General features: G+C 72.1%; 24 protein-coding genes. 13 read left to right on the plus strand and 11 right to left on the minus strand.

Features of this window, described 5'->3' with window-relative positions; translation table 11 throughout:
• Position 1: 1 nt before the first annotated feature.
• The 8 genes from ACFOYX_RS07010 (at position 2) to ACFOYX_RS07045 (ending at position 6,111) form a co-directional block, all read left to right on the plus strand.
• Positions 2-352: a hypothetical protein gene (locus tag ACFOYX_RS07010; RefSeq protein ID WP_322440496.1), complete on the plus strand. Its 351-nt coding sequence runs from the start codon at positions 2-4 to the stop codon at positions 350-352.
• Positions 349-1,818 (plus strand): hypothetical protein, encoded by a 1,470-nt coding sequence (locus tag ACFOYX_RS07015; protein WP_322440495.1) that lies wholly within the window; start codon positions 349-351, stop codon positions 1,816-1,818. Before ACFOYX_RS07010 ends, ACFOYX_RS07015 begins: the two co-directional genes overlap by 4 nt.
• 187 nt (positions 1,819-2,005) lie before the next feature.
• A complete protein-coding gene (locus ACFOYX_RS07020; RefSeq protein WP_322440494.1) occupies positions 2,006-2,176 on the plus strand; it encodes a hypothetical protein in 171 nt (56 codons plus the stop codon).
• Positions 2,173-2,361: a hypothetical protein gene (locus ACFOYX_RS07025; protein WP_322440493.1), complete on the plus strand. Its 189-nt coding sequence runs from the start codon at positions 2,173-2,175 to the stop codon at positions 2,359-2,361. The genes ACFOYX_RS07020 and ACFOYX_RS07025 overlap by 4 nt, the downstream gene beginning before the upstream one ends.
• Entirely contained in the window at positions 2,358-2,594 is a 237-nt protein-coding gene (locus ACFOYX_RS07030; protein WP_322440492.1) for a hypothetical protein, read from the plus strand. Before ACFOYX_RS07025 ends, ACFOYX_RS07030 begins: the two co-directional genes overlap by 4 nt.
• Before the next feature lie 815 nt (positions 2,595-3,409).
• Positions 3,410-4,510, plus strand: coding sequence for a hypothetical protein (locus tag ACFOYX_RS07035; RefSeq protein WP_322440491.1), 1,101 nt, complete (start codon positions 3,410-3,412; stop codon positions 4,508-4,510).
• Positions 4,510-5,412: an HK97 family phage prohead protease gene (locus ACFOYX_RS07040; protein WP_322440490.1), complete on the plus strand. Its 903-nt coding sequence runs from the start codon at positions 4,510-4,512 to the stop codon at positions 5,410-5,412. The genes ACFOYX_RS07035 and ACFOYX_RS07040 overlap by 1 nt, the downstream gene beginning before the upstream one ends.
• Before the next feature lie 15 nt (positions 5,413-5,427).
• A complete protein-coding gene (locus tag ACFOYX_RS07045) occupies positions 5,428-6,111 on the plus strand; it encodes a hypothetical protein (protein WP_322440489.1) in 684 nt (227 codons plus the stop codon).
• Between the two features lie 426 nt (positions 6,112-6,537).
• Here the strand turns inward: ACFOYX_RS07045 and ACFOYX_RS07050 are convergent, their stop codons facing one another.
• From ACFOYX_RS07050 to ACFOYX_RS07090, 9 genes are all read right to left on the minus strand, one after another.
• Complete coding sequence (locus tag ACFOYX_RS07050; protein WP_322440488.1) at positions 6,538-6,918, minus strand: hypothetical protein; 381 nt, start codon at positions 6,916-6,918, stop codon at positions 6,538-6,540.
• Positions 6,915-7,451, minus strand: coding sequence for a hypothetical protein (locus ACFOYX_RS07055; protein ID WP_322440487.1), 537 nt, complete (start codon positions 7,449-7,451; stop codon positions 6,915-6,917). Before ACFOYX_RS07055 ends, ACFOYX_RS07050 begins: the two co-directional genes overlap by 4 nt.
• Before the next feature lie 592 nt (positions 7,452-8,043).
• A complete protein-coding gene (locus ACFOYX_RS07060) occupies positions 8,044-8,418 on the minus strand; it encodes a hypothetical protein (RefSeq protein ID WP_322440486.1) in 375 nt (124 codons plus the stop codon).
• 171 nt (positions 8,419-8,589) lie between these two features.
• Positions 8,590-10,806: a catalase/peroxidase HPI gene (gene katG, locus ACFOYX_RS07065; protein ID WP_322440485.1), complete on the minus strand. Its 2,217-nt coding sequence runs from the start codon at positions 10,804-10,806 to the stop codon at positions 8,590-8,592.
• 34 nt (positions 10,807-10,840) lie between these two features.
• On the minus strand, positions 10,841-11,248 hold the full coding sequence (locus tag ACFOYX_RS07070) for a Fur family transcriptional regulator (RefSeq protein WP_322440484.1): 408 nt from the start codon (positions 11,246-11,248) through the stop codon (positions 10,841-10,843).
• A gap of 146 nt (positions 11,249-11,394) precedes the next feature.
• On the minus strand, positions 11,395-12,054 hold the full coding sequence (locus ACFOYX_RS07075) for an HNH endonuclease family protein (RefSeq protein WP_322440483.1): 660 nt from the start codon (positions 12,052-12,054) through the stop codon (positions 11,395-11,397).
• Positions 12,055-12,387: 333 nt separating this feature from the next.
• Positions 12,388-13,620: a sigma-70 family RNA polymerase sigma factor gene (locus ACFOYX_RS07080; protein ID WP_322440482.1), complete on the minus strand. Its 1,233-nt coding sequence runs from the start codon at positions 13,618-13,620 to the stop codon at positions 12,388-12,390.
• Positions 13,610-14,023 (minus strand): YciI family protein, encoded by a 414-nt coding sequence (locus ACFOYX_RS07085; RefSeq protein WP_322440517.1) that lies wholly within the window; start codon positions 14,021-14,023, stop codon positions 13,610-13,612. The genes ACFOYX_RS07080 and ACFOYX_RS07085 overlap by 11 nt, the downstream gene beginning before the upstream one ends.
• A gap of 112 nt (positions 14,024-14,135) precedes the next feature.
• Entirely contained in the window at positions 14,136-14,870 is a 735-nt protein-coding gene (locus ACFOYX_RS07090) for a class I SAM-dependent methyltransferase (RefSeq protein WP_377533862.1), read from the minus strand.
• Between the two features lie 153 nt (positions 14,871-15,023).
• Between ACFOYX_RS07090 and ACFOYX_RS07095 the strand changes: the two genes are divergently transcribed.
• From ACFOYX_RS07095 to ACFOYX_RS07110, 4 genes are all read left to right on the plus strand, one after another.
• Positions 15,024-15,236, plus strand: a complete 213-nt coding sequence (locus tag ACFOYX_RS07095; protein WP_322440481.1) for a hypothetical protein — start codon at positions 15,024-15,026, stop codon at positions 15,234-15,236.
• Positions 15,237-15,299: 63 nt separating this feature from the next.
• Complete coding sequence (locus ACFOYX_RS07100) at positions 15,300-15,512, plus strand: hypothetical protein (protein ID WP_322440480.1); 213 nt, start codon at positions 15,300-15,302, stop codon at positions 15,510-15,512.
• A gap of 182 nt (positions 15,513-15,694) precedes the next feature.
• Positions 15,695-16,444, plus strand: coding sequence for a neutral zinc metallopeptidase (locus tag ACFOYX_RS07105; RefSeq protein WP_322440479.1), 750 nt, complete (start codon positions 15,695-15,697; stop codon positions 16,442-16,444).
• A gap of 126 nt (positions 16,445-16,570) precedes the next feature.
• Positions 16,571-17,218 (plus strand): HAD family phosphatase, encoded by a 648-nt coding sequence (locus ACFOYX_RS07110; protein WP_322440478.1) that lies wholly within the window; start codon positions 16,571-16,573, stop codon positions 17,216-17,218.
• A 54-nt stretch (positions 17,219-17,272) separates the two neighbouring features.
• On the opposite strand, the gene ACFOYX_RS07115 is transcribed toward ACFOYX_RS07110, so the two are convergent.
• Together ACFOYX_RS07115 and ACFOYX_RS07120 are read right to left on the minus strand one after the other, a co-directional pair.
• Positions 17,273-19,828 (minus strand): FtsX-like permease family protein, encoded by a 2,556-nt coding sequence (locus ACFOYX_RS07115; RefSeq protein ID WP_322440477.1) that lies wholly within the window; start codon positions 19,826-19,828, stop codon positions 17,273-17,275.
• Positions 19,828-20,595, minus strand: a complete 768-nt coding sequence (locus ACFOYX_RS07120) for an ABC transporter ATP-binding protein (protein ID WP_109802341.1) — start codon at positions 20,593-20,595, stop codon at positions 19,828-19,830. Before ACFOYX_RS07120 ends, ACFOYX_RS07115 begins: the two co-directional genes overlap by 1 nt.
• Before the next feature lie 109 nt (positions 20,596-20,704).
• On the opposite strand from ACFOYX_RS07120, the gene ACFOYX_RS07125 reads away from it, so the two are divergent.
• Positions 20,705-20,827, plus strand: a complete 123-nt coding sequence (locus ACFOYX_RS07125) for a hypothetical protein (RefSeq protein ID WP_322440476.1) — start codon at positions 20,705-20,707, stop codon at positions 20,825-20,827.
• Positions 20,828-20,844 lie beyond the last annotated feature (17 nt).

Consider the following 20,844-nt stretch of genomic DNA (forward strand, 5'->3'; position numbering starts at 1 on the left):
TATGCCGCAGACGAAGAACGCCCCCGCCGGGGTGGCATCCGGCGAGGGCATCAAGCAGGTCGGCGAGACCAGCAGCAGCGTACCGCCCGCGTGGCACGAACAGTGCGAGTGGGAGAACGCGGCCAGCTACGCCCTCGGCTACGCCGACGGGTACGCCGCCGCCGAACGCGCCATCGCCGACGAGATCAGCCGCGCCATCGGCGTCAAGCCGTACGACCGGCGCGACGTGATCCGCTGGCTGATCCGCACCGTCGGCCAGCCGGCGCCGCGCCGGCCGGAGCCGTACAGCTCGCCGGAGAACGGCACCACCCTCGGCGTGGCCGAACGCGACGTGATCGGTAGGGCGGCATGACCACCACGGCCGTGCCCGACGAGGGGTACGACTGGTCGGACATCGACCGGCCGCCGCCGGACCTCGAGGTCGACGGCGACCAGCTGGCCGCCGACGTCGACGCGGCGGGCGAGTGCACGCCGTCGACGCCGTGCCACCGCGACGGGTGCGAGTTCTGCGACCCGGCCGGCTGGCTCGACCGCCAACGGCCAGCGACCACGCCCGTCCCCGGCCCGGCCGAGGACCAGGCGGCCGACGGCGACTTCTGGGCGGCCCGGGCCAGCCTCGCCCGCGTCCACCAGTTCGCCCGCGCCCGCCGCGGCGCACCCTGGGCCACCCTCGGCGTCGTCCTGACCCGCGTCGTGACGGCCACCCCGCCGTTCGTGGTGCTGCCCGCGCTGGTGGGTGGGCACGGGTCCCTGAACCTGTTTGTGGCGACCGTAGGGGCGTCTTCAGCGGGCAAGGGCACCGCCGAGCGGATCGGAGAGGAATCGGTCGACGTCGGGCCGATCACGACGGCCAGCGTCGGCTCCGGTGAGGGCATCGCCCACCTGTACGCCCGGCGGGTTCGCGGCGGCGGGATCGAGCGGCACACCGATGCCGTGCTGCTGTCCGTGCCGGAGATCGACACATTGGCCGCGCTCGGGAGTCGGCAGGGTGCCACCCTCCTGCCCGAGCTGCGCCGCGCGTGGTCCGGTGAGGCGCTGGGCTTCTCATACGCCGACCCGGACAAGCGGCTGCCCATCCCCGGGCACTCGTACCGGCTGGCGCTGCTGGTCGGTGTCCAGCCGGCCCGCGCTGGCGGGCTGCTCGCCGACGCCGACGGCGGCACTCCACAGCGTTTCATCTGGCTCCCGGCCACCGACCCGGCGGCGCCCGACGTCGCTCCGGACCTGCCTGCCGGGCTGCTGTGGCAGCGTCCGCCGTGGCCGATGGCGGAGTTCGGGACCAGCCGCGTGGTGCTGCCGGTGTGCCAGGCCGCCCGCGCCGCGGTGGACGCCGCGCGGTTGGCCCGGCTGCGCGGTCAGCCCAGCGACCTTGACGGGCACGCTCTATTCGCCCAGCTGAAGACCGCCGCCGCGCTGGCCCTGCTGGACGGGCGCGCCGAGGTGACCGAAGAGGACTGGCAGCTCGCCGGCGTCGTCGCGACCGTCTCTCGCCGCACCCGCGACGGGATCACCGCGACCCTCAACCAGGTGGAGCGGGAGCGCAACCGCCGCCGCGGTGAAGCGGAAGGCGACCGGGCGGTGCTGGTGGCCGAGCGGGTGGAGGACGCCGCGGCGCAGCGGGTGGCGCGGTGGATCGTGCGGAAGGTCGCCGCCGCCGGCGGCGTGGCCGCCCACACGGAGCTGCGCCGCAGCCTCGCCGGCAGGGACGGTCGGCACTTCGCCGATGCGATCGACCGCCTGGCCGACGCGGGCCAGATCGTGACCGAGGACATTGACGGCGGTGCGCGTACCTACCGGCTGCTCGGCGGCGCGTCGTGACCGCCCGGACCGGTTGGACAGTTGGACGTTGTCCAACCGGCACCCCCGGAAACGCACCATCACTGCTGTCTATATCCGCAGGTCAACAACAAAAGTGTCATCTATATAGGGGCCGGCGGGGTGGGGGTCGGTTGGACATTGTCCAACTGTCCAACCGCTCTGCGTCGGCCCGCCGGAGGGCAGCCGCATGACCGAGCAGGAGCGCGTCGAGTGGGAACAGCGGTTACGGGCCGCCGTCGTCGAGACCATCCGCCGGCGCCAGGCCCGCCGCCGGCAGCGCCAGGAGCTCGACGACGCCCGCAACCACGGCCTACGCCAACGCCACGCCACCAAGCTCAACCGGAGGAACCCGCGGTGACCAAACAACGCGCCTACCTCAACCACGACCCCGCAATCCGGCACGCCATCGCCGCCGTAGCCACCGCCGCACGCCGCGCCGAAGACACCCTCACCGCAGCCCACACACACCAACTCACCGACGTCGAACACGCCGACCTCACCGACGCCATCACCCGACTCACCCGCCTGACCGGCAAACCATGACCGACCAGCAAACCCACCGCACCTACCTCGCCCTGCTCCTGGCCGTCCTCGACGACGACTGCGACCAACGCACACACCAGCTGCTCTGCCACACAGCAGACCCGCACCACGCCGCCGACGTCGCCCACCACGCCGCACACCGCATGGTCGCCAGCATCGACCCCACCGACCACGCCGAGATGCGCGCCGACATCGCCCACGAGCTGCTGCAGCTGGCGGCCGACGATGCGTGACCGCGGCGGCACCACCACCCAACGCGGCTACGGCAGCCACCACCAACGCGTCCGCGCACAATGGGCGCCACACGTCGCCGCCGGCCAGGTCGACTGCTGGCGCTGCGGACAGCGCATCCCACCCGGCGCGCCATGGGACCTCGGGCACGACGACCAGGACCGCAGCATCTACCGAGGCCCCGAACACCGCGGCTGCAACCGAGCCACCAACGGACGACGGCCGGCAGGCGACCCACCCGGGCGCAGCGTGACCAAGTGGTGATGCACAGGGGGGCGTTTTGGCTGGGGGGGCCCGACGAACTGACCCGGAGTCAGGCTCTCTCCCTCCCCGAAGTCCGAAGTTGTCCGCATTGGTCCGGTTCGATCCGGCGCGTTCCGGCCAAATCGCGAAAGCAAAAACGAGACTCCCGGGGTCGGGCGCTCAAGATCACCTATCCAAAACGGGGGGATGCCACCGTGAACGATCTGCTGGCCGCGTTCGCCGCGTCGCTGTCCGACGGTGAGCGGCGGGAGTTGGCGCGGGTGCTGCGGACGGGCCATGCCGCTGAGGCGGCTGAGGCGGCGCGTACGGCCCGCCGTCGGGATGGCCTGCCGGAGTACGGGGGTGGGGTGGTTCGGGCTGTGCTGGCGGCGTTGGGTGGCCAGCATCGGCCACTTTCTGGCCCGGTCGACGACTCTTGGATCAGTCTGGCGGAGGCACTGAACGGAGCCGGTGTATCCGGTCGGAGTCTCCGACGTTGGCGGAGCTCCGGCCGGGTCCGCTGGAAGCCGGCGCAGGTGCACAGAGACGACCTTGAGCGGGAGTTGAAGCGGCGATGACGGATCACATCGGGCAGCTGCGGAGTCTGGCCCTGGCCGCCCTGGCCACCGACGCGAGTGACGCGATCCGGTCCAGCCGGGCGCGGGAGACGGTCGAGCAGGTGCACGACCTGGCCGACTTCGCGCGGTTCGCGGCTGGCGTGATCGGTGGTAGCCGGGCGCAGGATTGGGCGCGGGTGAAGGTGCCGCACCTGGGCGGGCCGGGCGGGCAGGATGTGCGGCCGGCGTTGGAGCGGATCGAGGCGCGGCAGGTCGCCGACCAGCTGCGCGCGATTCAGCTGACCACCGACAATCCTGGCCTGGTCGGGAAGCCGGTGGAGGCTGTTGGTGGGACCGGGATCGGGACCGCGTTGCCGCTGATCCGGCAGTACGCGGCCGGGCGGGACTTCACCGCCGGCGGCACCGCCCCGGTGGTGCCCGGTGTCGCGTCGGGGAACATCAACGGTGCGATGGTCACCGAGGGCACTCCGCTCACCGCGGGGACGGCGGTCACCATCGGCGATGTCGGGTCGGGCCGGGCTCGGCAGTTGGCCGCGTGCTACGCGGTGCTGCCTCGGCAGGTGATCGACTGGGCTGACCCGCTCGCGCAGGCGATGCTCGACCAGCTGCTGCAGGACGTCGCGGACCGGGCGGCGGAGATCTACGTCGGCGGGCAGCTGGTCGCTGCGGCCGGCGGCACGAGGGGTGCCGGGGCTGACGCGATCACGTTGGGTGCGGCGCTCGACCAGGCGGAGGCGCTCGCCGGCGCGGCGATGAACAACCACCTGGCCAACGACCCGGAGGGCGTCGCCGACGGGGCGGTGCCGGGGCTGCTGATCTGCAACCCGGCCAACCTGCCGCGCGTGCGAAGGGCAATTTCCACGAGCTGGCAGCCCGATGTGCCGCACCCGGTGGTGGCGGTCAGCGTCGGCGCGCCGGTCGGTACGGCGATCGTCACCGCCCCGGGGGCGGTGCTGCTGGAGCGTGAGCCGGTCCAGTGGGATCCGCAGCTGTCCCCGGACACGCTGGGTGTGGAGATCGGTGTGAGCCGGCCGCTGTACCTGGCGGTGCGTGCGACCGCCGGCGTGCAGACGGTCACCGGCATCCCGGCCGCCTGATGACGCTCACGCGGGCGTTCGCCGCCCCCACACTGACTGTTGCCCCACCGGCGGCCGGTGGCCTGTTCACCGAGCTGTGGGGGCTGGCCGTCCCGTGGAACACGCCCACCCTGATCGCCCCGGACATCTTCGAGGAGTGGGCGCCCGGCGCGTTCCGTGACTCGCTGGCCATCGAGTCGGCGCTACCGCTGCACCGGTATCACGACGACATGGGTCCGGGCCCCATTTCCGACCCGATCGGTGTCGCGGTGGAGTGGTCCGACCGGCCGGACGGGCTGCACTCCCGGTGGTCGATCGATGAGACTCCGGAGGCGCAGGACGCTGCCGGGCGCGTGAAACGGTCGATGCTCAGATTCATGTCGATCCGGTTCAACCCGGACCCGGCGGGCAATGTCGTCACCGTCCGCCGTGACGGCACGACGTTGATCCGCCGTATCAAGGCGCGGTTGGTGTCGGTGTCGCTGGTGTCGACGCCGGCGTTCGCGACTGCGCGGGTCGGTGGTGTCCGTTCCGTGGATCCGCTCGAGGTGGTGGCCGCGGCTGACGCGGTGTTCGACCTGGCGGTGAAGTTGGGGCAGCCGCTGATCGTGGACGCGATCACCGGCACACCGCAGGAGCAGACCGCCGCGGCCGGTTTGGTGTGCAGCGCGGTCGAGCGGTTCGGCGCGGCCGCCGCGAGCGGCGAGCTCGCGCAGATCGCCGAAGGGCTCAGCCGTGTGCCCGGCCGTGAGCAGCTCGCGGTCAACGTCGAGCGGGCCCGGCAGCTGATCGACCCGGACGCGATGGCGCCCGGGCTGCGCTCCGCCCACCTGGACTACTGGCGGAAGGCGTGCGGGTTGCCGGCCGATGGCACCCCGCCGCTGGCGGGTCCGGCGCCGCGACGGCGGCCCCGCCGCCGCTGACGACAGGAGACATAGATGCGTGGTGACGACCTGGTAACGCTGTTCAGCGCGCCGCCGGCGGCCGGTATCGGCTACCGGCAGGGCGTCGTGGTCGAGTGGAACCCGGACACCGCCGAGAACGTCATCGACATCGCCGGCGCGCAGCTTGAGAACCTGTCGATCCTTAACACCAGCGAGTCCCTGCTGCTCGCCCCGGGCGACGTGGTGGGCGTCCTCACCGCGGGCGCGTCGTGGTGCATCCTCGGCCGGCTCACCATCCCCGGCACGCCGCAAGCCGCGGCCACCATCGGCGCCGGCCTGAAAGCCGCCGCCGTCATCGGGAACACCTCGATCAGCAGCGCCAACTACGCCCTGAACGGCGGGCCGACCGTCACGACGAACATCCTGCGTACCGGCCGCGCCTACGTCAGTTTCGCCTCCGGGATGGACCTCGACGTGGGTGAGGCCGTCGCCCTGGTCGTCGTCGCCACTGGCCCGGGCGGCGTCACCTGGTCGTCGAGCACCGTCCTGTCCGGCTCCAACCTGCTCACCGTGTCGTCCGGCACGCTCGGCGGCACGTTGAGTCTCGGCGGCTCCACCGGTGAGCTGGCCGCAGGGTTGGTGCCCGGCTCGTGGACGTTCGAGCTGCACAGCCGCAAGAACGCCGGCACCGGCAACCCGGCCGTCTACGACCGGAACCTGTCGGTGATGCCGCTGTGAGCCGGCTGCCGGGTCAGCCGCGGCCGGGTGGTCCGCCGGGACCGATCGGACCGTCCGGGCCGCGGCCGAAATCCGTATCCGCGTGACGCATTTGGGGGCCCGGAATCCGTGATTTGCTCACGGATTCCGGGCCCCTCAGATTCGGCACCGCCGTGCCGAATCGCGCAGCTGTCTGCGCGATTGCGCACCCAGGCCTCGAAATGCGAACAGGCCGTTCGGATTTCAGCCCTGCTCACTCGCCAGGCGAGTTGTCGGGGCGGCATCGACTCGGCAGCGGAAGTGGTGTCCGCCGCGACCACTGCGACGTCAACATGCGCACGTCAATGTCCGCCCACGTGCCATCCCGGGCCACCCGCACCACGGTGATGTACAGCGGGACCGGCCAGCGCGGGTGCTCCCAGACCAGCCGGTCCCCGCGCCGGACCGTCACCCGCGGTCCTGCCCGCGCAGCCACGCCTCGATCTCCGGCACCAGCTCGTCCTCGAACCCGGCGTCGGCGAGCGGTGCGACCCCGGCGGCGTCGGCCACGTCGAGCAGGTCGTCACCCGCCCCGGCCTCGCGGCCCAGCTCGTCGAGCGGCCCCGGGTCGCCCTGGTCGGCAGCGTGGATCGCGTCCATCAGTCGACGGATCTGCCGGTCGCGCCGCTGGCTGCGCTGCGCCTCTTCGTCCCGGCCAGCCTGGTAACCGGCGTCGTACAGCTCGGCGGCGTCCTGCACGGTGGCCGGGCGGGTCCGCCGGGTGGCCCGGACCGCCGGGCGGACGTTCCGCCGCGGTGCTGGCCGCCACCAGCGTGGCGCCCGGCTCACCGCCGCCGCCCCTTCGCCCGGTCCGCCAGCCCACGAATCCGGTACGTCAACGCGACGGCCTGGTCCAGCGTCACCAGCTGCGTGGTGCTGCCGCCGGGGTCGTCGGCGATGAACGCGAATTCGATCAGGACCGGCGTCGCGGTGACGGCGATCAGCTGCACCAGCTGCACCGTCGTGGCGGTCAGGTCGTGCGGGGACGGCTTGACGCCCATCACCGCGGACCGGTGCTCGCCCCGGCGCTCGCAGTCCTGCCGGTCGCACCAGCGCGGGTGCTGGTCGCCGGCGGCGAGAGCGCCGGTGGGGTAGACGTACGACTCGCCGCACGTCCGGTCGACGTCCGGGGCACCCGGCACCCGGTACGCGGTCAGGCCGGCCGCCTGGACCGCCGACACGACCTCGATGCCGTGCTCGTCGCACGTGTAGACGGCGCCGTCGAGGGAGCCGTACAGGGTGCCGTTGGCGGCGCTGTACACCTCGATCCGGACGGTGGCCGGCTCGTCGCAGGTGGGCAGGGTGAACGGTAGATTGCTCATGGGTCGACCTCCCAGGGTCGATCAAGGGCCCGGCCGGAGCTGCTATCTCCGTTGTCCGGGCCCGCCTACTTGGCGGGGCGCAAGCGGGGCACATCCGGGGCACATGCCACCGTGAAACACCGCGTGATTGTGTGAGTCAGTGAGTGCCGTCTTGGCTGCTCACAGGCCCCATCGGGGCCGTCACCGCAGGTCAGCGACCTGCCGGGATCTCTTCAACGCCAAGTGACGGCGGTGGCGGGCGGCCCGCCCGAGCCGACCGGCCCGGCCGCGTACGCCATCCGGGGCGGCGCCGGTACGGCCACCTACGGATCCGCCGGATCGACGGCCGAGAGGTGACCTCGGCTCGTAGGCTCCCCAGCCATGGGGTCACTTAAGCCGTCGGTCGTCGCCGTCCTCTGCTTCCTGGTGCCGTTCGCCATCGCGGCCGCAGCGATCTGGTGGGCCACCCGCCGACGCCGAAAGTGAAGGGGCGACCGATGGTCAGCATCGGTCGCCCCTAGATTCGGCACCTGCGTGGCCACCCCACCTCGGCGAGGGCGTCACCGCGACGGTGCCGCCCTCGGTCAGCGGATGCGTGGCCGGGCTTGCTTCGCTACGCCGACTTGCAGGTCTGGTACGCCTTCCGGAAGCCGGGGTCGCTGGCCGCGTCCGGCGCGGCGGTGAACTCGCCGTCGCCGAACCCCCACCCCGCCGGCGCGCCCGTCGAGGCGTCCGCCAGCCACAGGTTGCGGCCGTTGTTGCAGCGGAACGCGCCGAGGACCCGGACATCGCCGGCAGGGTCGAGACATCCACCCTCAGCCTTCGCCTGGTCGATCTTCTGGCCCGGCTTCAGCAGGTCGCTGCATGCAGGCTGCGTGGCCGGTGCCGGCGCGGGCGCGGTGCTGCTGCTGCTGTCTCCACCATCCCCGCATCCGGTCAGGGCGAGCAGCAGGGCAGTGGTGGCGGTGTGTGTGAGCATGCGGACCATGGCGGGCACCATACAGAAATCGGCCGAGGTCTCGCTGCCCCTATCGGCGCGCCTCGCGAGCCGAACGGTGGACTCTGTCCAGGCCAAGGATGCGGACGACCTCGCCCACCCCCATCTGACCTGGACAGAGGGGCCCCGGTCGCGTCCTCGGGTGACCGGGGCCCCTTCGCGTCAGGCGAGGTCGTACCGGTTCAGGTTCATGACCTTGACCCACGCCGCGACGAAGTCCCGGACGAACTTCTCCTGCGCGTCGTCACTGGCGTAGACCTCCGCGATGGCGCGGAGCTGGGAGTTCGAACCGAAGACGAGGTCGACGGCGGTGGCGGTCCACTTGACCTCACCGGTGGCACGGTCCCGAATTTCGAACACGTTCTCGGCCGAGGTGGACGGCTTCCACTCGGCGCTGTTGTCGAGCAGGTTCACGAAGAAGTCGTTCGTCAACGTCTCGGGCCGGTCGGTGAAGACGCCGTGTCGCGCCTGCCCCACGTTGGCGTTCAGGGCCCGCATGCCGCCGATCAGGACCGTCATCTCCGGAGCGGTCAGCGTCAACAGGTTGGCCCGGTCCAGCAGCAGGGTCTCCGGCGACAACTTCTCTCCGGCTCGCAGGTAGTTGCGGAACCCGTCCGCCTTCGGCTCGAGCACGCCGAACGACTCCACGTCGGTCTGCTCCTGGGAGGCGTCCGTGCGCCCCGGCGCGAACGGGACCGTGACGTGGTGCCCGGCGTTCCTGGCCGCCTGCTCGACGGCCGCGCAGCCGCCCAGGACGATCAGGTCGGCGAGCGAGACCTTCTTCCCACCGGACTGTGAGTTGTTGAAATCCTGCTGGATCCGCTCCAGGGTCTGCAGCACCGTGGCGAGTTCGGCCGGGTCGTTGACCGCCCAGTTCTTCTGCGGTTCGAGGCGGATCCGCGCCCCGTTCGCCCCGCCGCGCTTGTCCGTGCCGCGGAAGCTCGCCGCCGACGCCCAAGCGGTCAGGGCCAGCTGCGAGATGGACAGTCCCGATGCGAGCAGCTTGGCCTTGAGGTCGGCGATGTCCTCGTCCGCGATCAGCTCGTGGTCGACCGCTGGGACGGGGTCCTGCCACAGCTGCGGCTCCGGAACCCACGGGCCGAGGTAGCGCGTGGCGGGTCCCATGTCCCGGTGCAACAGCTTGTACCACGCCTTGGCGAACCCCTCCGCGAACTGGTCCGGATTCTCGAGGAAGCGCCGCGAGATCTGCTCGTAGATCGGGTCGACCCGCAGCGCGAGGTCGGTCGTCGCCATCATCGGGGCGTGCCTGACCGAGGGGTCGTGCGCGTCGGGCACGGCGTCCGTCCCCGCACCGTCCTTCGGCTTCCACTGCTTCGCGCCGGCCGGGCTCTGGGTCAGCTCCCACTCGTACCCGAACAGCGTCTCGAAGAAGCTGTTGTCCCAGGTGATCGGGGTGGGCGTCCACGCGCCCTCGAGCCCGCTGGTGATCGTGTCCTTGCCCTTGCCGCTGCCGAGGGAGTTCTTCCAGCCGAGGCCCTGATGGTCGATGGGGCAGCCCTCGGGCTCGGGGCCGACCAGGCTCGGGTCGCCCGCACCGTGGGTCTTGCCGAATGTGTGGCCGCCGGCGATGAGTGCGACGGTCTCCTCGTCGTTCATCGCCATGCGGCGGAAGGTCTCCCGGATGTCCCGGGCGGACGCCAGCGGATCCGGGGTGCCGTTGGGACCCTCCGGATTCACGTAGATGAGGCCCATCTGCACCGCGCCGAGAGGACCGGCGAGTTCCCTGTCACCGGCGTAGCGCTCGTCTCCGAGCCACGTGTCCTCGGGCCCCCAGAAGATCTCCTCGGGCTCCCAGATGTCCTCTCGCCCGAAGCCGAAGCCGAAGGTCTTGAAGCCCATCGACTCCAGCGCGACGTTGCCGGCGAAGACCAGGAGGTCGGCCCAGGAGATCTTGCGGCCGTACTTCTGCTTGACGGGCCAGAGCAAGCGGCGGGCCTTGTCGAGGTTCGCGTTGTCGGGCCAACTGTTCAGGGGGGCGAAGCGCTGGGCGCCGTCGCCGGCGCCGCCACGGCCGTCTTCGATGCGGTACGTGCCGGCGGCGTGCCAGCTCATCCGGATGAAGAGCGGCCCGTAGTGGCCGTAGTCGGCCGGCCACCAGTCCTGCGACGTCGTCATCACGTCGAGGACGTCCTGCTTGAGTTCCTCCACCTTGAGGGTCTTGAACTCCTCGGCGTAGTCGAAGTCGTCGCCCAGCGGAGTGGCTCGCGGCGCATGCTGCTGGAGAACCTGCAGGTTCAGCTGATTCGGCCACCAGTCCTGGTTCGTCCTCGGCCGCCAAGTCGGCTTGGGAGCCGGGGAGGGGATTGCGGGGTTCTCGCTCTCGCTGATGCTCTCAGTCGCGGCCTTCTTGTCAGACACGTCGGTCCTTCTCCTGTCTTGATGTCTCGTCCTGTCAACTGTTTGCTGGTGCCGCGAGACACTCGGGGCACACGCCCCAGTAGGTGACCTCGGCCTCGTCGATCGAGAAGCCCTGGTCTTCGGACGCGGTCAGGCAGGGAGCCTCGCCAATGGCGCAGTCGACGTCGGCAATGGCGCCGCACGACCGGCACACGACGTGGTGGTGGTTGTCCCCGACCCGCAACTCGTAGCCGGCCACCGAGCCGGATGGCTGGATGCGCCGCACCAGCCCCACGGCGGTCACCGCACGCAGCACGTCGTACACGGCCTGGTGGGACACCTCGGGGAGTTCTCTACGCACGGCACCGAAGATCGAGACGGTGTCGGCGTGGGGATGCGCGTGCACCGCGGTCAGCACCGCCAGCCGCGGGCGGGTCACGCGGAGCGCGGCCCCGCGCAGCATGCGCTTTGTCCACTTTCTTGAATGTTTCAAGAATCCGCTGGCGTCCGTGCCGGGACCGTCAGTCCTTGACGTGCGGGACGGGAAGCAGCCGGATCGGGTGCCGGCCGGCCCGTCGTGCGGAGGGGCCGGCCGGACCAGCTGCCAGGTCAATAGGCGTAGGTGACGGAGATGGTGGCGCTGGGGCAGTTGTTCGCCCAACTGGTGAGGGCGCTCTTCTCGCCGCTGTCGACGGTGAGCCGCCAGCGGATCTTCACGGCGACCCATTCGTTGATGTAGCGGCAGCGGGCGGAGGCGTAGGGCGGCATCCAGGTGGCGGGGTCCTGGTCGCCCTTGGCCTGGTTGACGTTGTCGGTCACGGCGGCCAGCGCGCGGGAGTCGCCGAGGTCGTTGGCGTAGGACTGGCGGCGGCTGGTCGTCCAGTTGCGGGCGCCGGAGTCCCAGGCCTCGGCGAGGGGAACCATGTGGTCGATGTCGAGGTCGCCGGTGAGGGTCCAGGAGGCGTTGTCGTAGTAGGAGTACCAGCGTCCGCCGGACAGCGCACAGCCGGAGCCGATGGTGGGCTTGGTGGTCGCTTCGGCGATGAGGACGTCGTTGCGGGTGTTGCAGCCGTCGCCGTCGGCGTCGATCCAGTGGGGGAACAGGTCGCGGCTGTAGCCGGTGCGGACCTCGCTGGCGACGGGGAGGCTGGCGACTGCACTGGTCAGTGAGGCCGAGTAGCTGGCGGCCCAGGCGGGCTGGGTGAGGCCGAGGGTGGCGGCCAGGATCGCGGCGAGGCTGATGGCCGTCGCGCGCAGGATGCGGGTCATGGTGCTCCGTCCGGTGAGAAAAGCCGATTGCTGCACCTATATAGACAGAGCTGGAAGTAACGGTCTAGATCAATTTCTGTGAACGGTGGATGAGTCTTTGCTGTACCGGGCCGTCATCAGGCCGTGGAACGGTCTCCGGCCTCCGGGCCAGGGCCGGACGACGACAAGCGGGCCGGCGCGGCCCGCCACCGGGCCCGCCATTCCGGGGCCTCCCAGCCCTCGGTCGCCTAGATCGTCTCCCGGGCCACCCTGTCGCCACGGAACTCCAGCATGTCCACGGCGTACTGGGGCGGCCCGCCGTCGTAGACGCCGGGGGCGGACCAGCGCCGTGGTTCAGCGCAGCCGGGCGGCCCGCGAATGCAGGTAGCGTTGCTGCGGCAGGTTCATCGAGCGCCGCGCCGCGGCCAGGTAAGCCTGCCGCGCCGCCTCCGGTTCCCCGGCCAGCTCCAGCAGGTGCGCCCGGGCGGCGGGCAGCCGCGCGTCCTGGGCGAGCCGCCGGTCGGCGGCCAGCCCGGCGAGCAGCTCCAGCCCGGCGTGTGGACCGCGCGCCATGGCCACCGCCACGGCGTGGTTGAGCCGGACCACCGGGTTGTCGGCGACCTCCAGCAGCAGCTCGTAGAGGGCGACGATCTGCGGCCAGTCCGTCGCGCCGATGCTCGGTGCCTCGTCGTGCAGGGCGGCGACGGCCGCCTGGAGCTGGTACGGGCCGACCGCCCCGCGGGGCAGCGCGTGGCTGACCAGGGCGACCCCCTCCGCGATCTGCTCACCCCGCCAGCGCCGGCGGTCCTGTTCGGCCATCGGCACCAGCTCCCCGTCCGCGCCGGTCCGGGCGGGGGTACGGGCGTCGGTGAGCAGCATCAGGGCCAGCAGGCCGGCCACCTCCGGGTCGTCGGTCGACTCGTGCAGCATCCGGGCCAGCCGGATCGCCTCGGCGCACAGGTCGGCGCGGTCCAGCCGCGGCCCGGAGGTGCTGGCGTACCCCTCGTTGAAGATCAGGTAGAGCACGTGCAGGACGGCGTCCAGGCGGACGGCCCGCTCCGCCCCGGCCGGTGGCGCGAACGGCAGGCCGCTGTCACGGATGCGCTGCTTGGCCCGGGTGATCCGGCGGGTCATGGTCGCCTCCGGCACCAGGAACGCCCGGGCCACCTCCGCCGTGCTCAGGCCGCCGATCGCGCGCAGCGTCAGCGCGATCTGCCCCGCCGGGAGCAGCGACGGGTGGCAGCAGAGGAAGAGCAGGATCAGGGTGTCGTCGGCGTCGGCCGGCGCGGTGTCCGCGGCCGGGGCGAGCCACCGGTCGGGCGGTAGCCGACGGGCCACGGTGTCCTCGCGGCGGCGGCGGGCCTGCTCGGCGCGGAGCAGGTCGGTCAGCCGGCGGGAGGCGACCGTGATCAGCCACGCCTTCGGGTCGTCGGGGCGGCCGTCTGCGGGCCACCGGGTGGCGGCGGCGAGCAGCGCCTCCTGGGTGGCGTCCTCGGCGGTGTCGAAGTGTCCGTACCGGCGCACGAGCGCGCCGAGGACCTGCGGCGCCAGCCGGCGCAGCAGGTCATCGACGGGGTCAGCGGGCACGACGACGGCTCACCCCGTCGAGATCCTCGATGCCCTCGGCGACCGGCCGGACGTCCACGTACTCGCCGTCGGCGTCCGGGTTGACGAAGCGGGCGGCGAGCTGGGTGGCCCGGTCGAAGCTGGCGCATTCGACCACCGTGAACCCGGCCAGCACCTCCTGAGTTTCCGGGTACGGCCCGTCGGTCACCACCGGGGCGCCGTGCCGCAACTGCACCCGCCGAGCGTGCACGGGAGCCGTCAGCCCCCGGCCGTCGACGAGTTCGCCGGACTCGGCGAGCTCCTTGTGGACGGACTCCATGTGCGCGTGCATGGCCGCGACCTGCTCGGCCGACATCGGCGGCTTCCCGCCCGGGTGGCCGGCCATCGCGTCGTAGTCCTGCTGCGACCCGTACAGCATGATCATGTATTTCACGGTCTCTCCTCTCGGCCGGCGTCCGGTCGGCGCCGTCACTGAGACGTCGGGGCCGAGGAGCCGTCCCGGACCCGCCGCCACCGAATCCGAGGGTAGGTGGGGATCAGTCCACCCAGCCGCAGGCGAGCAGCGCGGCGGTCGGCAGGGCGAGCTGCCCGTCGGTGTCGCGGTAGCGGGCGCTGAGCAGGTCGTACTGCTGGCGGATCCGCTCGCGCACCGCCGTGGGCTGTCGTTCCAGCACCAGGCCGATGGTCCCGATGCCGTTTGCGGGGCGGGCCCACCAGGCCTCCGGGTCGGCGCGGTGCTCCCAGGCCAGGGTCACGCACCGCACGTCGGTCAGGCCGGCCGCCGCCAATAGGCCGGTCAGGCCGTCCTCGGTACGGGGGAAGTCGTGCTCCGGCGCCAGGCGGGGCAGGTCCGTCGGTGCCTCGACGCCGGCGGCGGCGACCGCCTCGCCCCAGAGCCGTTGCAGCGGTGGCCGCGGACTCGGCCAGATGGTGACCGCCACCGCTCCGCCGGGTCGCACCACCCGGCGCAGCTCGGCCGCTGCGGCGGCCGGGTCCGCGACGTGGTTGAGCACGAAGTTGGCCACGGCCGCGTCGAAACCGCCGGCCGGGAACGGCAGGACGGGCAGGACGGCTTCGTGGAGCTCCGCGCCCGGCGCGTGGCGCCCGGCCGCGTCCAGCATGTCTGGTTCCGCGTCGACGGCCACCACCTCGGCGCCGCGCCGCAGCGCCCGTGCCGCGACGGTGCCCGGTCCGGTGCCGACGTCGATCACCCGCGGTCCGGCCCGCACCGCTGCGGCGTCCAGCAGCGCCTCCGCCGGGTACGCGCACAGCCGGCCGAAACTGCGCTCGTACGCTGCGGCCCGCCCGACTCAGCGGGATCGTTCGTGGACGTCGAAGTCCGTGGCGATCATGGACGGCAGGGTAGGTATGTCTCGCCTGACCAGCCGCCCCACGACATGCGCGCGGGTCCTACCGTGCAGGGCATGATGACGACTCTGGTGGTGCTCGCGGTGGTGGCCGCGGTCTTCGCGGCCGGGTACGGCTTCGTGGCCTGGCGTGATCGGGCCCGCCAGGCCTCCGGCGAGGAGTCCGCCGCCGCCCGGGACGCCCGCGCCCGGCAGCAGCGGTACGACGCGGAGCGGCACGGGGCGCAGGGCGAGGCGCGGCACCGCGACCGCGGTCAGTCCCCCTTCTGACCCGAGCGCCGGAGCGGCCCGGCCGGCCCCCCATCGGGTGCGCGACCGTCCTACCGTTCGGGCATGAGGAATCTCGTGGTGGTACTCGCGGTCCTGGCCGTGCTCGTGGCGGCGGCCGTCGCGTACGTCAGCTGGCGTGACCGTCGGAGGCTGAGCTCCGACGACGACCCGGAGGTCGTCCGGGCCGCCCGGGGCGAGCGGCACCGTCGCGAGGCCGAGCGGCAGCACGCGCAGAGCGACGGCTGGAACCGCGGTGGCCACGGCTTCACGGGCTGAACGGGCGAGCGGCGGTACCCGTTGGCTCCGGCGGACGTTCTGGGCCCGGACCGGGCACTGCTACGGGTTCGCCGCTGCGACCCGTGAACGATCGCCCGCGGTGGTGCGTGATCACCGGTGGGCATCATCCGCGCGCGGTCGGGGTACTGCGCAGGGAAGCTACGAGGCCGGGGAGGCAAACCGTGGGGGAGAGCGCGGGACGTCGGCGGCCGGGCCCGCTCGCCGGTCTGCTGGTGGCGGTGGTGGTCGCCGCCGGCTGCATGGGGGGCGGGCTGGACCAGGGCGAGCCGCAACAGCCGGGCCCGCGGCACACCCGGCAGCCCGCCTCGCCGGGGGCGCAGACCACCCGGGCGGACGGCACCACCAGCGTCGCCGAGTTCAAGCAGGACTTCAACGACGCCGTGGGCAGCGCCGAGGCCTACTGGACGGCCCGGTTCCAGGCCTCCGGCAAGCGGTTCCAGCCGGTCCGGCGGGTGGTGCCGTACACCCGGGAGGGGGAGGTCTCCTGCGGCGGGCAACGGCTGCCGCGCAACAACGCCGTGTACTGCTCGGCCGGGGACTTCATCGCCTACGACGTGAACTGGTCGGTGGCCGCGTTCCGGCAGATCGGCGACGCGTTCCTGTTCTATCTGCTCGGCCACGAGTACGCCCACGGCATCCAGGTCCGCCTCGGCATCCGCTACAACTTCACCATCCAGCAGGAGTTGCAGGCCGACTGTATGGCCGGGGCGTACCTGGGCGACTCGGTCCGCGACGACCGGTTGACCGTCGAGGAGGGCGACCTGGACGAGTTCCGGGAGGGGCTGCTCGCGGTCGGCGACGACCCGGACCAGCCCTGGTTCGCCGAGGGCTCGCACGGCACCGCCGAGCAGCGCACCGACTCGTTCTTCCGCGGCTACGAGAAGTCCCTGGACGCCTGCGGGCTGGGCTGAGCGCGGTGATGCCGCAGGTCACGCCCGGTCCATCCGGCGGGCGGCGGACCCGGCCCGGCTGAGAGGATCGGCGGGTAGGCCCGCACCCGTCAGGAGGCTCCGCTGAGCAGCAACCATCCCGCCGCCGTGCTCTTCGACATGGACGGCACCCTCGTCGACAGCGAGAAGCTGTGGGACGTCGCGTTGCAGGAACTCGCGGCGGTGTACGGGGGCAGCATGTCCGACGCGGCCCGCAAGTCGATCATCGGCACGAGCATGGCCGACTCCATGCGGATCCTGCACGACGACCTCGGCCAGCCCGAGCGTGACCCGGAGGTCAGCGCCGCCTGGATCAACGCCCGCATCCTGGACCTGTTCCGCACCGGCCTGCGGTGGCGGCCGGGCGCGTTGGCGCTGCTGCGGGCGGTCCGCGCGGCGGGCATCCCCACCGCCCTGGTGACTTCCAGCGGCCGGCCGCTGGTCGAGGTGGCCCTCGACACGCTGGGCCGGGACAGCTTCGACGCGGTGGTCTGCGGCGACGAGGTGGACGCGGCCAAGCCGCACCCGGAGCCGTACCTGACCGCCGCCCGGCTGCTCGACGTGCCGATCGGCCGCTGCGTGGCGATCGAGGATTCGCCGACCGGGGTGGCCAGCGCCCTCGCCGCCGGAGCCGCCGTGCTGGCCGTACCGGCGGAGGTGCCGCTGCCGCCCACGGACGGCGTACACCAGTTGGAGAGCCTGACCGCGGCGGACCTGGAGCTGCTGGCGGCGCTGCTCGGCGAACCGCCGGCCTGACCGCGACACGAAGGGGCCCCGCCGGGTCGGCGGGGCCCCTCATCGTGTGCGGGGTCAGTCGTGGGCGATGGCGCCCAGCACGTTGATCCGCGCGGCGCGCACCGCGGGCAGCACCGCGGCGATCACGCCGATGATCGCGGCCAGGACGAGGAAGACCCCCATCTGGCCCCAGGGCAGGATCAGATCGGTGATGCCCTCGTCCTTGAGCGCCCGGACCACCGCGGCGCCCAGGCCGGTGCCGACGGCCACGCCCAGCAGCGCCCCGAAGATCGAGATCACCACCGCCTCGACGGTGATCATGCGCATGGTCTGCGCCCGGCGCAGCCCGATCGCCCGCAGCAGGCCCAGCTCGCGGGTCCGCTCCAGCACCGACAGGGCCAGGGTGTTGATGATGCCGAGCACCGCGATCACGATGGCCAGCGCCAGCAGGATCTGGATCATCCGCAGCGGGGTGTCCAGCTGGCTGGTCTGCTGCTTGATGAACGCGTCCCGGTCGGCCACCGACACCTCCGGGCTGTCGGCCAGCAGCGTCTCCACCCGCGGCTGCACGTCGGCGACCTTCGCGCCGGGCGCGAGCTGCACGAAGCCCTGGATGGGCTGCGGGATGGCGAAGTCGGCGGCCGCCTGCGGCGGCAGCAGCACCGGGTTGGTCAGCTCGGAACTCTCGTAGATGCCGCTGACCGTGTACGTGCGCGCCTCGCCCCGGGACAGCTGCACCGTGACCTGGGAGCCGACCGACACGTTGCGCGACTTGGCGGTGTCGGAGCTGAACAGCATCTGGTCGGGGCCGAGCCGGCTGATGTCACCGGCGGTGGCCTTCGCGCCGAAGATCCGCTGCAGCGCAGCGACGTTGCTCGACGCCGCCACCCAGGTACGGGTGCCGTTGACCGTGCCCATGTCGCCGTACTCCCCGTCGACCAGCTGGACGCCGGGGATCGCCGCGGCCTGCTCCAGCACCGCGGGGTCGAAGCTCGGCGGGCGCGGCCCGCTCTGCGCCCCGGAGATCACCAGCTCGGCCTTGATGGTGTCCGCGGCCAGCTTGCTGATGCTGCCCTTGGCTGAGTCGAGGATCACCGTCACCCCGGTCACCAGGGCGATGCCGACCATCAGCGCGGCCGCGGTGATCGCGGTGCGGCGCGGGTTGCGGCCCGAGTTGAGCCGGCCCAGCTTGCCCGGCACCGACCAGGAGAAGAGCGCGCCGAGCAGGGAGACCACCGGCCGGCTGATCAGCGGGGTCAGCAGCGCCACCCCGATGAAGGCGAAGAGCACGCCGCCGAGGATGGTGGCCAGGGTGTTGTCGCCGGCGTGACCGTCCAGGCCGAGGAAGAGCAGCACGGCGCCGATCGCGGTGACGATCCCGCCGGCCACCGTGACCTTGGTCAGCGGGCGGTCCGGGGTGGCCACGTCCTGCATCGCGGCGATCGGCGGGATCCGGGACGCCCGCAGCGCGGGCAGCAGCGCCGCCACCACGGTGATCACCAGGCCGACGCCGAAGGCGCCGATCACCGCCGCCGGCGGCACGCCGAGCCCGGCCAGGCTCAGCCCGCCGGCCAGCTTGCCGAACAGGTACGCCAGCAGCGCGCCCACGCCGATGCCGGCGGCCAGGCCCAGTACGGAGGCGATCAGGCCGACCGCGATGGCCTCCAGCACCACCGAGCCGATGATCTGCCGCCCGCTCGCCCCGATGGCCCGCATCAGGGCCAGCTCCCGGGTGCGCTGGGCGACGATGATCGAGAAGGTGTTGAGGATCAGGAAGGTGCCGACCAGCAGCGCCACCGCGGCGAAGCCGAGCAGGATCTTGTTGAAGAAGGAGAGCGCCTCCTTCAGGCTGGCCGCCTGGTCGGCGGCGGCCTGCTCGCCGGTCTTCACCTCGTAGCCGGCGCCCAGGGCGGCGGACACGTCGTCGCGCAGCCGCTCGGCCGACACGCCGTCCGCGGCCTGCACGCTGACGCTGCTGAACGTGTCCGGCTTGCCCAGCATCAGCCGCTGCGCCACCGGGGTGGTGAAGACGACCTCGTTCACCCCGCCCATCGAGTCCCGGCCACCGCTGTAGCCGAAGACGCCGACGATGGTGAACTCCTTCTTCGGCTCCAGGGTCAGCACACCGACCCGGTCACCGACCTTGACCTTCGCCGCGTCCGCGAGGGCCTGGTTGACGACGATCTCGTCGTCGGCCCGGGGCTCCCGGCTGCCGTCGCGGAGCTGGATCAGGTCGTTCTCGCCGACCCAGTTCTCGCCCAGCTGCGGCGGACCGAACGAGGTCACCACCTTGCCGTTGCTGCCGATCAGCCGGGCGCCGTCGGCGTTGACCAGGCCGGTGACGTCCGTCGCGCCCGGCACCTTCGCCTTCACCTGGTCGACCACGGACGCCGGCACCGGGGCGGCGACCTGCTCGCCCTCGGCCTCGCTGAGCTCGACCTTCGGCTTCGCCGAGACGATCACGTCGATGTTCGAGTACCCGTCGGCGAAGACCGCGTCGAACGACCGGCCCAGGGTGTCGGTCAGCACGAACGCGCCGGAGACGAACATGACGCCCAGCACGACGGCCAGGCCGGACAGCAGGAGGCGCACCTTGCGCGCCAGCAGGCTCTTCCACGTGGCGCGGAACATCAGCGCGCCACCTCGGCGGGAGTGTCGAGCTTCTTCATGGTGTCCAGCACCGTGTCGGCGGTCGGCTCCACCAGTTCGGAGACGATCTGCCCGTCGGCCAGGAAGATCACCCGGTCGGCGTACGCGGCGGCGGTCGGGTCGTGGGTGACCATCACGATGGTCTGGCCGTGCTCGCGTACCGAGTTGCGCAGGAAGTTGAGCACCTCCGCGCCGGAACGGGAGTCCAGGTTGCCGGTCGGCTCGTCGGCGAAGATCACCTCGGGGCGGGCGACGAGGGCCCGCGCGCAGGCCACCCGCTGCTGCTGGCCGCCGGAGAGCTGCGCCGGCCGGTGCTTCAGCCGGTCCCGCAGGCCGACCGTGTCGATCACCGTGTCGTACCAGGCCGGGTCCGGCTTGCGGCCGGCGATCGACAGCGGCAGCAGGATGTTCTCCTGGGCGGTGAGCGTGGGCAGCAGATTGAACTGCTGGAAGATGAAGCCGACCTTGTCCCGGCGGAGCTTGGTCAACCCGGAGTCGCCGAGCCCGGTCACCGTCGTCTCGCCGATCGACACCGTGCCCCGGGTCACCGAGTCCAGGCCCGCCAGACAGTGCATCAGCGTCGACTTGCCGGAGCCGGACGGGCCCATGATCGCGGTGAACCGGCCGCGTTCGAACTCCGCGGTCACCCCCCGCAGCGCGGCGACCTGCGCCTCACCGCTGCCGTACAACTTCCACACCTCGTTGGCCCGGGCCGCGGCCTGCACCTGCGGACCCACCGTCGCGGTCACGTCATCTACCTCTTCCCCTGCTTTTTCCGCACCGCCCCCGCTGGCCGGTGCGGCAGTTTCCATCCTCGCCCCGGCGGCTGGAGGATCCGTCCACCCCCGGACGTATCCGGTGCCGGAGATCGCGCTGCGGGTCGGCCCCGATCCCGACTCAGGGTTGCCCCTGACCCGGCCGGAGTCGACCGGTTTCCCGCACCGCCGGGACGTCGTCGTCGACGCCGACGCTATTGCCTGACGTCGCGTCATGGTCAA

Source organism: Micromonospora sp. GCM10011541, assembly GCF_042650725.1.
GTDB lineage: Bacteria > Actinomycetota > Actinomycetes > Mycobacteriales > Micromonosporaceae > Micromonospora > Micromonospora sicca.